The sequence below is a fragment of the Sulfurospirillum sp. E15m genome (assembly GCF_059415145.1).
Window position 1 is genome coordinate 43,310 of sequence record NZ_JCAHZS010000012.1, and the last position, 13,772, is coordinate 57,081.

11 protein-coding genes are annotated in these 13,772 nt (G+C 43.4%); 7 read left to right on the top strand and 4 right to left on the bottom strand.

Features of this window, described 5'->3' with window-relative positions; translation table 11 throughout:
• Positions 1–66 precede the first annotated feature (66 nt).
• Positions 67–744 (top strand): rhodanese-like domain-containing protein, encoded by a 678-nt coding sequence (locus tag AC5SLP_RS13875; RefSeq protein WP_495255757.1) that lies wholly within the window; start codon positions 67–69, stop codon positions 742–744.
• Here the strand turns inward: AC5SLP_RS13875 and AC5SLP_RS13880 are convergent.
• Positions 741–1,175, bottom strand: a complete 435-nt coding sequence (locus tag AC5SLP_RS13880; RefSeq protein WP_495255758.1) for a bacteriohemerythrin — start codon at positions 1,173–1,175, stop codon at positions 741–743. The genes AC5SLP_RS13875 and AC5SLP_RS13880 overlap by 4 nt on opposite strands.
• Before the next feature lie 101 nt (positions 1,176–1,276).
• Here AC5SLP_RS13880 and AC5SLP_RS13885 point away from each other — a divergent pair, with 101 nt between their 5' ends.
• The 3 genes from AC5SLP_RS13885 to AC5SLP_RS13895 are packed head-to-tail and all read left to right on the top strand — an operon-like array spanning position 1,277 to position 6,919.
• Entirely contained in the window at positions 1,277–2,422 is a 1,146-nt protein-coding gene (locus AC5SLP_RS13885; RefSeq protein WP_495255759.1) for an efflux RND transporter periplasmic adaptor subunit, read from the top strand.
• A complete protein-coding gene (locus AC5SLP_RS13890; protein WP_495255760.1) occupies positions 2,419–5,529 on the top strand; it encodes an efflux RND transporter permease subunit in 3,111 nt (1,036 codons plus the stop codon). Before AC5SLP_RS13885 ends, AC5SLP_RS13890 begins: the two co-directional genes overlap by 4 nt.
• 1 nt (position 5,530) lies before the next feature.
• On the top strand, positions 5,531–6,919 hold the full coding sequence (locus AC5SLP_RS13895; protein WP_495255761.1) for an efflux transporter outer membrane subunit: 1,389 nt from the start codon (positions 5,531–5,533) through the stop codon (positions 6,917–6,919).
• Between the two features lie 24 nt (positions 6,920–6,943).
• Here the strand turns inward: AC5SLP_RS13895 and AC5SLP_RS13900 are convergent, their stop codons facing one another.
• From AC5SLP_RS13900 to AC5SLP_RS13910, 3 genes are all read right to left on the bottom strand, one after another.
• A complete protein-coding gene (locus AC5SLP_RS13900; protein WP_495255762.1) occupies positions 6,944–8,452 on the bottom strand; it encodes an MFS transporter in 1,509 nt (502 codons plus the stop codon).
• Between the two features lie 116 nt (positions 8,453–8,568).
• Positions 8,569–9,741, bottom strand: coding sequence for an MFS transporter (locus AC5SLP_RS13905; protein ID WP_495255763.1), 1,173 nt, complete (start codon positions 9,739–9,741; stop codon positions 8,569–8,571).
• A 93-nt stretch (positions 9,742–9,834) separates the two neighbouring features.
• Positions 9,835–10,719: a helix-turn-helix domain-containing protein gene (locus AC5SLP_RS13910; protein WP_495255764.1), complete on the bottom strand. Its 885-nt coding sequence runs from the start codon at positions 10,717–10,719 to the stop codon at positions 9,835–9,837.
• A 118-nt stretch (positions 10,720–10,837) separates the two neighbouring features.
• On the opposite strand from AC5SLP_RS13910, the gene AC5SLP_RS13915 reads away from it, so the two are divergent.
• Genes AC5SLP_RS13915 through AC5SLP_RS13925 form a run of 3 tightly spaced genes read left to right on the top strand, consistent with a single transcriptional unit; the run spans position 10,838 to position 13,763 of the window.
• Positions 10,838–12,235 carry a PhoH family protein gene (locus AC5SLP_RS13915; RefSeq protein ID WP_495255765.1) on the top strand — a complete coding sequence of 466 codons (1,398 nt, stop codon included), beginning with the start codon at positions 10,838–10,840 and terminating at the stop codon, positions 12,233–12,235.
• Positions 12,232–13,005 carry a UDP-2,3-diacylglucosamine diphosphatase gene (locus tag AC5SLP_RS13920; protein WP_495255766.1) on the top strand — a complete coding sequence of 258 codons (774 nt, stop codon included), beginning with the start codon at positions 12,232–12,234 and terminating at the stop codon, positions 13,003–13,005. The genes AC5SLP_RS13915 and AC5SLP_RS13920 overlap by 4 nt, the downstream gene beginning before the upstream one ends.
• Entirely contained in the window at positions 12,990–13,763 is a 774-nt protein-coding gene (locus tag AC5SLP_RS13925) for a patatin-like phospholipase family protein (protein WP_495255767.1), read from the top strand. Before AC5SLP_RS13920 ends, AC5SLP_RS13925 begins: the two co-directional genes overlap by 16 nt.
• The last annotated feature ends 9 nt before the right edge of the window (positions 13,764–13,772 follow it).

Sequence of the window (13,772 nt, forward strand, 5' to 3'; positions counted from 1 at the left end):
TTTTCTCTTTTAAATTCATAGGCGACTAAGATAACATAAATAGTTTACATGTAAAAGGAGTAACCGATGCGTCTGTATCTTTTTTTAGGTCTAGCCAGTGCGCTTTTAGCCGCTGAAAATCCGATGGTTCTTCAACTCACAGGTGTCAAGACGCTTCATGATGGCAAAGAAGTGCTGATTGAGCGAGAAATTCCAAAAGCATGTATCAATGTCAAAATCACGCCTGAAGACATTTTTAGTGGGAATTACGCAGGTAACACGGTGCCCAAAGAGTGCCAAAAAAGTATTGTCACCGTTGTCGGCAAAGCGCAACCCATGCAACTTGCTCCTGGCATACGCACTGTCGGGGAAATAGAAGTGTTGGATTTTATCAAAAATAAGATGATGGTAACGCCAAGCCAGTACATTTTAGTGGACGCACGCAAAAAAGATTGGTATGAGCAGATGACGATTCCTGGAAGTGTCAATATACCTTTTGATGAAATAGAGTACGACGAGGCCATCCCTGAAGATTTTGAGAGAGTACAAACACTCTTAAATTTTAAAGCAAATGAGGGACATTATGATTTTTCACATGCAAAAACAGCGTTGATTTTTTGTAACGGTGCGTGGTGTGTTCAGTCCCATTTGGCGATTGAGAAATTACTCAAAATCGGTTATCCGCAAGAGAAGATTTTATGGTATCGCGGTGGTTTGCAAGATTGGGTGTTGTTTGGCTTTACCGTTGTAAAACCGTCTATTTAATTTAAGAGATGAGGGGTTTTGAGGTCGTCTTCTTCAACGCTAATGCTTTTGCGCCATTTTTCAATTTTTAAATCATTTTCTAAAATGTGTTCAATCAGCCATTTTTTAACAATGAATTTCATGCTTTCTTGAACCTGTTCGATGCTTTTTTTCTCTTTGAGAATCTTGGTCATGCCTTCAATGATGCTTTCATGCAGTTTTTGATGTTTTGGAAAAAGCGGATAATCAATGCTTTGCATGTACGCTTCTTCTTCTTTAAAATGGTGTGCCATATAGTCAAAAAACTCTTTAAATAATTTTGAAAGTTCCGCTTTGGTCGTCGTTTCTGCATTCAGGCTTTGAACCGCATTGGCAAGGCGGAACAGCTCTTGGTGCTGTAAATCGATGCGTTCATGTTTTAAAGAATATTTTTCTTCCCATTCGTAAAGCATCTTAAACCTTTGACATATTAAAGATAGCGCTATTGTAGCAATATTTGATTAACATAAGTTGAGTACAATTTCAGCAATATATTATTGTAAAGGCTATGAAGATGAAACTATGGGGCATCTATCTTCCAATCATCACGATTGCCGCAGTATTGAGCGGTTGTGCGTGGGAAGACAATAAAACAACCAAACCCGCACTGCGTGAAGTCAATGTAGGAACCTATGCGTTAAAAGAAACGTCTATCACGCTTCAAAAAGAGCTGCCGGGTCGCACCAAAGCGACGATGAGTGCTGAGGTAAGACCTCAAGTGAGCGGCATTATTCAAGGAAGGCTTTTTGAAGAGGGCAGTTTGGTCAAAAAAGGTGATGTCTTGTATCAGATTGATCCATCCAGTTATCAAGCCAGCGTTGATGAAGCCCTTGCTACACTCAAAAATGCTGAAGTTGCCGTGGAAACTGCACGTTTGAAAAGTGAACGCTACAACGATTTAATCAGCGTTAATGGTGTCTCCAAGCAAGATGCCGAAGATGCTAAAGTCGCGTATTTGCAAGCCCTCGCCAGTGTCGAAGAGAAACGAGCAGCCCTTAAAAGCGCTCAAATTGATTTGGAACATACGAAGATTAAAGCTCCCATCAGTGGACGCATCGGTACTTCTAGTGTGACTGCGGGTACGTTAGTGACTGCTAGCCAAACCACCGCTTTAGCAACGATTCGAACGCTTGATCCCATTTATGTGGATATCGTCCAATCAAGTACACAACTCTTAAAACTTCGCCAACTCTTATCGCAATCAGGAATGAAAGCAGGGAGCAAAGAGGTAGCGTTAAAGTTAGAAGATGGAACACTGTATGCGCATAAAGGAGTTTTGCAATTTCAAGAGATTGCCGTGGATGAGAGCACCGGCTCTGTCACGCTTCGCGCAACGTTTCCCAATCCGGAGGGAACGTTACTGCCTGGAATGTATGTTCGAACAACCATCGATGAAGCCATTGCAAGCGATGCTCTGCTGATACCGCAACAAGGAGTCCTTCGCGATACGAAAGGCAATGCATCCGTTTATGTTGTCGATAGCAATAACAGTGTTTCTAAACGTACGGTTATCATTGATAGAGCCATCAAGGACCGTTGGTTGGTAACTTCAGGTGTTCACATAGGCGACCACGTGGTTGTTGAAGGAACCGATAAAGTACGAAGCGGTTCAAAAGTGAAAACGACAGATATTTCCGCACAATTGGATAACCAAAAATGATCGCCCACTTTTTTATTCATCGACCTATCTTTGCATGGGTTATCTCCTTGGTCATTATGTTGGTCGGGTTGGGTTCTATTATGACGTTACCCGTTGAGCAATATCCTGATGTTGCGCCACCAACGATTCGTATTGATACAACCTATACGGGAGCCTCAGCGCAAACCGTTGAAAACAGCGTTACGCAAATTATTGAGCAACAACTCACGGGTTTGGATGGACTCCTCTATTTTACTTCCAGCAGTAGTTCCTCAGGTTCGGCGCAGATACAAGTGATGTTCCAACAAGGAACCGACCCAGATATTGCGCAAGTGCAAGTCCAAAATAAAGTCGCGCAGATTACGACACGTTTGCCAAAATCGGTGCAAAATGAAGGTGTGCGCGTCACAAAAGCACAAACCGATACCTTATTGGTGGTTGCCATTTACGACTCTTTGGATAAAAGCAATGCGGTGGATATTTCCGATTATCTAGCAAGCAGTATTCAAGACCCTTTAGCCAGACTTGAGGGGGTAGGGAATATTCAAGTCTTTGGTGCACAGTATGCGATGCGCATTTGGCTTGACCCTCAAAAATTGGTCGCTTACACGTTGATGCCCTCCGATGTTAGTAGCGCCATTAGTGCTCAAAACGTGCAAGTCTCTGCCGGTAGTATTGGAGCACTTCCGAGTTTAGGTGAGCAACAACTCAATGCAACGGTCACTGCAAAATCACAATTGCAAACACCAGAGCAGTTCTCTAATATTATCGTCAAATCCGATGCCAATGGCTCGTTGGTACGTTTAAGCGATGTTGCCCGTGTTGAGATTGGCTCGGAGAGCTATAACAATGTTACCCGCTTAAATGGTCATCCAGCTTCTGGTCTTGCGATATCTTTATCATCGGGCGCTAACGCTTTGGCGACGGCAGATAGGGTCAAAGAATCGCTCGCAAAATTAGCACCGACGATGCCAGAAGGGTATAAAGTCGCTTATCCAAGAGACAGTACGAAATTCATTCGTATTTCGATTGAAGAGGTGGTTAAAACATTGTTTGAAGCAATAGCCCTTGTCGTTGTCGTCATGTTTGTCTTTTTACAAAATTGGCGCGCAACCTTGATTCCTGCGATTGCCGTTCCCGTTGTTTTGCTCGGAACCTTTGGTGTTTTAGAAGTCTTTGGTTACTCTATAAATACCCTAACGATGTTTGGTTTGGTTCTTTCCATCGGCTTACTGGTCGATGATGCCATTGTCGTTGTCGAAAATGTCGAGCGTATTATGCGCGAAGAGAAACTGGGAGCCATGGAAGCAACGGAAAAGTCGATGAAAGAGATTACCAGTGCGTTGATTGGTATCGCTACGGTGTTATCGGCAGTTTTCTTACCGATGGCGTTTTTCAACGGTTCAACGGGCGTTATTTACAGGCAATTTTCGATTACGATTGTCGCGTCGATGGTCCTTTCTGTTATTGTCGCTTTGACATTGACACCAGCACTGTGTGCGGCGATTTTAAAACCAATAGAAGAGAGTCATACAGGGGCGTTTGGGTGGTTTAATAGAGCGTTTGATTATTTGATTGGGCGTTACCAATTTAGGGTTTCTGAGGTGCTTAAAAAGCGCTTGCGATGGTTGTTGTTGTATGGCATCATTACCGCGGTCATGGCATTACTTATCGTACGAATGCCAACAGGCTTTTTACCCAATGAAGACCAAGGCAACAGCATGGTGCAATTTAGCTTGCCTGAGGGTGCATCGTTTAAGCGAAGCGTGGCTGTGGCGAAAGAGATAGAACACTACTTTTTGGAAGAAGAAAACAACACTGCCGTTATTTTTACGATTTCAGGGTTTAGTTTTAGCGGAAGCGGACAAAATGCGGGTATGGCGTTTGTGGAGCTTAAAGATTGGGATGAGCGTAAAGGGGCTGAGAATACAGCCAGCGCGATTGCAAGACGTGCGACACAAAAGCTCTCTCGTGTCAGAGATGCCCAAATTTTTTCACTCAACCCTCCTGCGATTAGAGGTCTTGGTCAAACCAACGGTTTTACGTTTGAGCTTCAAGCGTTGGCCAATACAAACCGTGAATCACTGACAAATTTTCGAGAGATGATTTTAGATAAAACAAGACAAGAGCCCAAAATTACTTCGGTTCGTTTGGGAAGTTTGGGGGAAACACCGCAACTTAAAGTCAATATAGATGAGCAAAAAGCTCTTGCCCTAGGCGTTTCATTGACCGACATCGACTCGACGCTCAATTACGCGTGGGCGGGAAGTTACGTGAATGATTTCGTGGACCGTGGGCGTGTTAAAAAAGTCTATGTTCAAGGCGATGCGCCGTTTCGCTCGCAACCTGATGATTTAAATGAATGGTATGTCAAAAACAGCAGTGGAACGATGACACCGTTTTCCTCGTTTGCGACAATCTCGTGGTCGTACGGTCCGCAGGTTTTAACCCGCTACAACGGTTTGGCTTCGTATGAGATTCAAGGTGCGGCGGCATCTGGGGTTAGCTCAGGCGTTGCGATGGACACCATGGAAGAAATCGCAAAATCATTACCAACCGGAACGACGTTTTCATGGGGCGGGCTTTCGTACCAAGAACGTCTTTCCAGCAATCAAACGCCTAAACTCTACGCTTTGTCTATTTTAGTGGTCTTTTTATGTTTGGCGGCATTGTATGAGAGCTGGACGGTTCCATTTTCCGTTTTGTTGGTCATTCCTTTAGGCGTATTTGGTGCGGTTCTTGCCGCCACACTTCGAGGGTTGGAAAACGATGTCTATTTTCAAGTGGCACTTTTAACAACCATCGGGCTCTCTTCTAAAAACGCCATTTTGATTGTCGAGTTTGCAGAGGCAGCGTATAACAACGGCAAATCGCTTTTTGAATCGGCACTAGAAGGAGCAAAGCTTAGACTTCGACCTATTTTGATGACTTCGTTTGCGTTTATCGCAGGGGTTCTGCCTCTGGCACTTTCCAGTGGCGCGGGAGCAAACAGCCGTGTTTCTATCGGTACGGGAATTGTGGGAGGAACGCTGAGTGCGACATTGTTAGCCATTTTCTTAGTGCCACTCTTTTTTATCATCGTGCGCACGTTTTTTCCAAAACGCCAACGCGTTATCAAGGAGGCATAGGATGCGTTATTCTTATTTAGTACTAAGCCTTCTTTTGGGAGGATGTGTTTCATTATCGCCTGAGTATATTCGCCCAAGCGCTCCTATTGCAACGACGTTTCAAGAGGGGAATACTACCACGCAAAGCAGTGTTTTAACGCTCTCTTGGAAAGCGTTTATTCGCGATGAAAGACTCACAAAAGTCATCGAAAAAGCTTTAGAGCAAAGTCGTGATTTACGCAAAGCGGTTGCCAATATCGAAGCGGCACGGGCAAATTATCGCATTCAGCGAAGCGGTGAATTTCCAAGTATTGAAGCGTCTGCTACGGGGTCTAAAGCGCGTTCGGTTGGGAGCAATGGGACAACGTCTATCACCCAAAGCTCTTCCGCAACCGTGGGGCTAAGTAGCTATGAGCTTGATTTTTTTGGTAAAAATAGTCAGTTGAGTGCCAAAGAGTGGGAAACGTTTCAAGGTGTTGCAGAGGCAGAACGATTGGTGCGCATCACGCTGATTGCCGATACGGCGACGGCTTGGTTTACTTTGGCGTCTGATCTAAGTCTTTTGACCTTGTCCAAGCAAACGTTAGAGAGTGCCAATAAATCGCTTGCCATTGTGCAAAAACGGGTGGACTTGGGTGTGGATTCTGATGTGTCGCTCTTTGATGCCAAAACAACCGTCCAACAAGCCAGAGCCAATGTCGCAAACTATACCACCTTGGTTGCGCAAGACAAAGCGGCGCTTGAGCTTTTGGTCGGGGCTTCTTTGGATGCTTCATTGCTTCCTTCTGGCTTGGATGAGCAATCGTCTCATTGGCTCATGGATGTTCCTGTGGGACTCTCTTCGGATATTTTGTTGCAAAGACCCGATGTGTTAGAAGCAGAACACAATCTCAAAGCCGCCAATGCCAATATTGGGGTTGCACGAGCAGCGTATTTTCCTTCTATTACTTTAACGACCAAAGGAGGCTTAGGCTCTAACGCGCTAAGTGGACTTTTTACGGGAGGAACTTCGACGATTTGGTCTTTTGTACCGACCATTTCACTGCCGATTTTTGATGCGGGAGAGCGCGATGCAACGCTTGCGTATGCTAAAGCCAACCGCGATGCGCTGTTAGCGACGTATGAACTGAGCATTCAAACCGCGTTTAAAGAGGTTTCATCCGCTTTAGCGCGCAGGGCAACCATCGTTGAGCAATTAGATGCGCAAAAAGCATTGGTAGAAGCGGACGCTAAGAGCTACGCTTTGTATGACACGCGCTATCAAAAAGGCATTGATTCTTACATCAATGTTCTGACTTCTCAGCGTGCGTTATACAGTGCTGAACAATCGCGTATTGCGGTCAGCTTGGAAGCCTTAAATAATCGTGTCACGTTATACCGTGTTTTAGGTGGAGGGTTGGCGCAAAACTAGCGCCAATCTTTTTACATGTAAAACCTAAGCCTCTGGGCTTTTTATCGTTTTGGGTAAGAGAAAAATCGCTAAAGCGCCGCTGAGCACGGACATCACGCATCCTAAAATCATCGTATGATAAATACCGTCAATAAAAGCATTATCCACAAGACGTAAGAGCGTTTTTTCTAAGGCAACATCTTGCACGGAAGCAATGGCTTGATGCGCCGATTGGATGGAGGTTTGAAGCGCGTTTAACAAGGAAGATTCTGCCTCAATTTCTTTTACATGTAAAAGATAAATACGGTTTACATAACTCCCTAAAATCGCAATGCTCATGGCCGCGGAGAGTTCAATGGTCGTATCGTTTAAAGCACTTCCAACGCCTGCTTTTTCTTTAGGAATAGCGCCCATAATGGAATCGGTTGAAGGCGGCATGGAGAGTCCCATCCCCAATCCATGAACGAGAAAACCACTCAAAATCGCCCAAAGCGGCATATGCACATCAATGGTAAAAACAAAAATAACCATCCCGAGTGCTGAAATGATGATGCCACCGCCAATGCTTAATGCCGCACCGTAGGTTTTAAGAACTGTGGGTGAAAGTTTGGAGCCTACTGCCACGCCAAGTGTCATCGGCATCAGTAACAAACCCGCTTCTAATGCCGTGTACCCTTGAACGGTTTGAAAGAGCTGCGAGAAGAAAAACATCGCACCGACCATCCCAAAAACAATTAACGCAATGGCAAAAGAGGGAATCGTAAAGGTGCGTTTTTCAAAAAGCTCAAAAGGAATCATCGCATACGAACAGCGTCTCTCCCACACAATAAAAAGCCCACAAAAGAAAAATCCAATGAGAAGGCTGATGCGAACTGCATCATCGCTCCAACTCTTTACGCCCGCTTCAATAATGCCAAAGGTAAGCGCAAACAAAAAAAGCACACACAACAGCATTCCCACGATGTCTGCTTTCGCATTTTTGTTGTACGATTCGGGCAGAAGGGATGAGGCATACAAAAAGGCAATTAACCCAATAGGCAGATTGATAAAAAAGACCCAGTGCCATGAGGTGTATTCAATAATAAAGCCTCCTATTAAAGGGCCTAAGCCTTGACTGAGTCCAAAAATCATCGACCACAGTCCAATGGCTTTCATACGCTCATCGGAGTTTGTGAACATGTGGGTGATGATGGAGAGCGTTGAGGGCATAATAAACGCGGCGCCCAAACCGCTTAAGCTACGAAATAAAATCAATTCGGCGGTAGAGGTGGAAATTCCTGCGCCCAAAGAGGCGAGGCTAAAGAGCACGATGCCAATTTTTAAAAACCGCTTTCGTCCAAATTGATCGCCAAGCGCACCAATGGTAATTAAAATAGACGCAAAAACGAGGATATAAATATCAACAATCCATTGAAGCTCACGCATACTCGCGTTTAAATCGTTTGAAATGGAAGGTAGCGCAACATCCAAAACGGTGTTGTCTAATGTGATGATAGACATGGCAAGGCAGAGTGCGCCAAGTCCTAACCATCTTTTCTCATAAGTATAAGGCATTTAATATTCCTAAAAATGCAGAAGATTGCAGTATGTGTCGTGTAAAATGATACCAAAGATCAGCTTAGGCACTGACCTTTGATAAGCAAAATGCTCTTTTACATGTAAAACAAAAACTAGGCTGTTTTTGCGACACGTTTCGTTGAAGAGGCAAAGAGTATGATGGCTAAAGAGATGACGCTAAGAACGAGGAATTGTAACGTGACCAGATTCCAGCCGCCTTTTTCCCAACAATAGACACCTATAAACGTACCAATAGCACCTCCGACAAACATCGAAGACATATACGCTGTGTTAATTCTGCTATGTGCGCTTTCATCGAGCGTATAGATTTGCGCTAGATTGTTGATTTGAACCGCTTGAAAACCAATGTCTAAAAAGAGCGTCGCGATGATAAACGCATAGAGGCTCGTATCGAACCATCGCATGAGTAGGACACTTGCAATAATCATCACCACGGAGAAGAGTTTGGTAAAAGAGGGGTTGATTTTATCGGCAACTTTACCAATGTAAGGCGCTAAAAGCGCTCCTGCGACGGCGAGCACGCCAAAAAGCCCGATGACATCGCTGTTAAAATAAAATGGTGCAAGGGATAGCTTAAAGGTAAGCGTTGTCCAAAACGAGCAAAAAACACCAAATAAAATGGTAATTAAAAGCGCATTGCTTCGTAAAAGTGAAAAGCGTTTGAGCTGATAGAGTGATGAGTACAACAAGGAAGCGTAGCTTTTTGAAAAATGAGGCTCGATGCTTGGTAGGGACTTTGAAATGCTAATCATACACGCAAAAACGAGCACAGCAGAGAGCGCAAAGACCACATGCCAGTTTCCAAACCACTCGGTGATATAGCCGCTGAGTGTTCGAGCTAAGAGTATGCCTGAGAGTAAGCCACTGAAAATAGAACCAACCACTTTTCCTTTATCTTTGCCACTCATCGCCGCCGCCATGGGAATGACGATTTGTGCGGAGACGGCAAATAACCCTACTAAAAGGCTGAGCGCGTACAGCACATAAATGTTTTCAGCAAAAGAGAGTCCGATAAGACAGAGCCCTAAGCAAAAATGCGCGATGAGTAGGAGTTTTTTTCGATCCATCTTATCGCCTAGGGGGCTTACAAAAAAGAGCCCCAGTCCATAACCAATTTGCGCGAATGTCGGTAGGTTGCCTACGGCTAAGGTACTTACATGTAAATCTTTTGCGATGATGCTTAGAATGGGTTGATTGTAATAGATATTGGCAACGTTGATACCAGCTACGGCTGACATAACGAAAATTTGATTTTTTGAAATCATAGGTTTTTCTCCTTTATCCTTGAATGATACGTGACATAGTACCCGATAAAGGAAAATTCTTTCATGCTAGATTCAAGCGAATCATTGCGCAAATCAAACATTTTGTAAAATTCGATAATTTTGCGGTGTTTGATTGAGCTTTTTTTTGAAAAAGTGGATGAAATGAGCAGATTCTTCATAGCCTAACGCATAGGCGATGTCATTGACACTCCACGAAGAGTGTTTGAGTAAAATTTTTGCCTCTTCCAAAACGCGCTGTGCGATGCGTTCGGTGGTTGTTTTTTCACTCACCTCTTTGAGTGTTCGGTTGAGGTGATTGGGGTGAATGTTTAAAAGTCTGGCAAAATCGCTTGGGGTTTTAAGTTCAAGGCGTTCATAAGGCGATGTGATGGGAAATTGGCGCTCTAAGAGTTCATTAAAAAGAGCGTCGATTTTACGCTTTTTATCGCTTTGAACCTCAGTAATGACGCTAGCAGGTTGCATTTTAAGGGCAATATGAATGAGCTCCATCGTCCAGTTGCGTAAAAGATCATCCCTGTACGCGTACGTAGAGCCAACCTCTTTTAGCATTTTTTCAAACAGCGCTTCCACCTCTTTGGCGGTTTCATCGTTGAGTAAAAACAGTTTTGGATGGTCAGGTTTATAGATGGGGTAGTTTCGAATCGCTCCGTAGTTGTAAAAAAAAGCTTCGGTAAAAATGCAAAAATAACCGCACTTTTTGCCATCGAGCGATTCCCAACTGTACGGTACCAAAGGGTCAGAAAACATCAAAGCGATGGGGTCACTTTCCAGCGTTTTATCGGCGTAATGCACCCGATGTTTGCCTTTTAAGAGCGTAATTTTAAAATAATCCTTACGACTGTAAGGAATCTGGGCACACTCTTGTCTTGAAAAGACATTGAAGTGTCCGATGCCATTGTCTAAGTCTTTTGGCAGTGGATGTGTGATGCGTTTGTAAAATTCTTCAAGTGTTTCCATAAAATAATTATACTGAAATTGTTTTACATGTAAAAACATCTGCTCAATAAAACGACATCCTTTTTGTTACCAAGTTGATATAATGTTTTCATACAATCCTCGTATGAAAGGAAGTCAGATGTCAGTCAGTAAAGTTTATGTGCTCGATACCAACATTATCTTGCACAATACCAATTTTATTAAAGAGTTGTGTGATGGTGGCAATAACATCATCGTGATTCCTGAGACCGTTTTGATTGAGCTCGAAGATTTTAAGAAGAACTTTTCCGAACTAGGCTACCAAGCCAGAAGTTTCGCACGTATGCTTGCTACATGTAAAGTGCTTGAAGTGGATATTCAAGAGCCGTTTCGCGTGGTAAAAATGCAGTATGAAGACGATATTTCTATTCATCTTTTCTCGAAAACCTCCTACACATCCGACATTGATTCTAAGTACATCAATGAATCCAATGACAAACGTATCTTAGAAGTTGCCTCTGGTGCGCAGATTTATTACCCAAAACATAAGGTTATTTTTCTCTCTTTGGATGTCTATGCGCGTATGTTTGGACTTTTCTCCAATGTTACGGTTGAGTCTTTACGCGAAGATAGAAGCGATGTGCCTGAGTTCCAATTTGTCAAACAACTCACCCTTGATTCTGCTTTGTTTAATACGCTGGATAAAAAACTCATTAGTGAATACGACCCAGACTATAAAAACGGCAATTACTGTTATGAATTTGTCAGCAACGATGGCAATTCTGCCCATGCGATTATCTCCCCAGGCGGCATTATTCATATGCTCAACGAAGAGTTGGAATTTAGAGGCTTGGAAGTCAAACCCATTAACCTCAAACAAAAATTCTTTATGAAAGCACTGCTCTCTAATATGTACGACATTCATGTCATTGACGCTCGCGCGGGTAGCGGTAAAACGCTGATGGCGTTTGTTGCGGCGATGAGGCTTGTGAGCAAAGGCAGTTATGAAAAAATTGTTTATGTGCGAAATTCCATCGAAAGTGTCGATAAGGGAGCCGATGTTGGTTACCTTTCAGGCAACGATGAGAAGTTTCGTATCTACAATATGGCGCTTTATGACACATTAGAGTTCATTGCCAAAAAACGCATTAAAAAACGCGATAACTCGCAAGAACCGCAAGTGGCGATTGAGAAAAAAGTGCAAGAGCTCATCACCAAATACAACATTGAAAAACTCTGGCCGGGCGAAGCGAGAGGTCGAACGCTCTCTAATGCCATCGTTATTTTGGATGAGTGGCAAAACAGTTCCAACAACACAACGCAGTTGATTTTATCACGTCTGGACAATAACTGTAAAGCCATCGTTATCGGCTCAAACCGCCAAATCGACAATATGTATCTGAACCGTTTTAACAACGGCTTGACATCGCTTTTGAAACAGACACGCAAAGAACAGACGCACATTTCACTCTTTGCGATAGAGCTTGACAAGTCGGTACGCGGTAAGTTCTCACATTTTGCCGATGACATTTTTGGAGATATTGACAAAAACAAATGACAAAATACCAGTTTGCCCATGATGATGACCCGATAAGCTATCGTTCGATTTTTATTTCAGACATTCACTTGGGCACACGGTTCTCTCAAGCAGAAGAACTTCTAGAGTTTTTTAAATTTACGCACTGCGAAAACTTGTATCTTGTAGGCGACATCATCGATGGTTGGGCGATTAAGCGTAAGATTAAGTGGGCGCAATCCCACTCGGACGTGATTCAAAAAGTCCTTAGAAAAGCCAGGAAAGGGACGAAAGTCTATTATATCACGGGCAATCACGATGATTTTTTGCGCTCGTTCTTACCTCTTGGTTTGGGCGAACACATTACGGTCATGGATGAGACAGAGTATGTGAGCCTAAAAAATGAACGTTTTTACATCACACATGGCGATTTTTTTGACAGTGTGACGATGACCAAACGTTGGCTTGCCATCTTGGGTGATATGGGATACGATTTACTGTTAAATATCAACCAAATCATGAATTGGTTTCGTAAAAAACTGCATTACCAAAGCCACTGGTCACTCTCCAAATACGTTAAAGACAATGTCAAAAGTTCTATTTCATTCATCACCGATTTTGAGCATATCTTAAGTGAACATGCCAAACGCCACCACTTTGACGGCGTGATTTGCGGGCATATCCATAAAGCAGAAATGCGCGAGATTGAAGGGATTAAATATCTAAATTGTGGTGATTGGGTAGAATCATGCACGGCAATTGTTGAAACCTTAGAAGGTGAATTTAGGATTATACGATGGCTGGGGCACTAAAAGTATCGTTAGCGCTTTCAGGCGGTGCGGCACGGGGTGCCTTTCATGTAGGTGTTTTAGCCGCTTTGGAGCGCAATGGTGTTGAAATAGGCGCTGTCTCAGGAACGAGTATCGGTGCTGTGGTTGCGGTCAGTGTGGGTTCAGGAGTGAGTGCTTTTGATATGTTTCGTCTTTTTAAAAGCAAAGCGTTTCGAAAAGCGTTTGAATTCAACTACTTTAGCAAAGGGTTGTTTCGCATCAATGAAAGAGCGGCTATTTTAAAAGAACTGGCGCCCATTAAGCACTTGGAACAGATGCCTATTCCCACGTATGTGACCTGCGTTGATTTGCATAGCGGCGAATTGGTACGTTTTTGCGAAGGCGATACCGTCACGTTAGCGGTTGCAAGTTCAGCGCTGATTCCTGTGTTTCGCCCCATTGCGTATGAAAAATACCTTTTGATTGATGGTGGGTTTATGGATAATCTACCTGTCACACCCCTGCTGGATTTTTCGTATCCCATTGTGAGTGTCAATCTTTTTCCTTTACATGTAAAAGGAAGACGAACACGGGTTTCACGCATTGAGCAAGCCATTTACCTCTCGATTCTCGCTTCTTCAAGGCATCAAATTAATCAGAGCGATTTATGCATCAGTGATCCTGCTTTAAATGATTTTGGATTGTTTACTTTTCGGCAATTAGAGGCATGTTTTGAGCTAGGATACGCTAAAGGCAATGAATCCATTTTGACATTTATGGCGCAAAAAAGTATAATCTAGCGTTTTAAG

Excerpts from the sequence above, each read along its gene's own strand:
- AC5SLP_RS13885 (WP_495255759.1), top strand. The coding sequence starts at position 1,277 with ATGAAACTATGGGGCATCTATCTTCCAATCATCACGATTGCCGCAGTA.
- AC5SLP_RS13925 (WP_495255767.1), top strand. The coding sequence starts at position 12,990 with ATGGCTGGGGCACTAAAAGTATCGTTAGCGCTTTCAGGCGGTGCGGCA.
- AC5SLP_RS13920 (WP_495255766.1), top strand. The coding sequence starts at position 12,232 with ATGACAAAATACCAGTTTGCCCATGATGATGACCCGATAAGCTATCGT.
- AC5SLP_RS13880 (WP_495255758.1), bottom strand. The coding sequence starts at position 1,175 with ATGCTTTACGAATGGGAAGAAAAATATTCTTTAAAACATGAACGCATC.
- AC5SLP_RS13910 (WP_495255764.1), bottom strand. The coding sequence starts at position 10,719 with ATGGAAACACTTGAAGAATTTTACAAACGCATCACACATCCACTGCCA.
- AC5SLP_RS13890 (WP_495255760.1), top strand. The coding sequence starts at position 2,419 with ATGATCGCCCACTTTTTTATTCATCGACCTATCTTTGCATGGGTTATC.
- AC5SLP_RS13905 (WP_495255763.1), bottom strand. The coding sequence starts at position 9,741 with ATGATTTCAAAAAATCAAATTTTCGTTATGTCAGCCGTAGCTGGTATC.
- AC5SLP_RS13875 (WP_495255757.1), top strand. The coding sequence starts at position 67 with ATGCGTCTGTATCTTTTTTTAGGTCTAGCCAGTGCGCTTTTAGCCGCT.
- AC5SLP_RS13895 (WP_495255761.1), top strand. The coding sequence starts at position 5,531 with ATGCGTTATTCTTATTTAGTACTAAGCCTTCTTTTGGGAGGATGTGTT.
- AC5SLP_RS13915 (WP_495255765.1), top strand. The coding sequence starts at position 10,838 with ATGTCAGTCAGTAAAGTTTATGTGCTCGATACCAACATTATCTTGCAC.
- AC5SLP_RS13900 (WP_495255762.1), bottom strand. The coding sequence starts at position 8,452 with ATGCCTTATACTTATGAGAAAAGATGGTTAGGACTTGGCGCACTCTGC.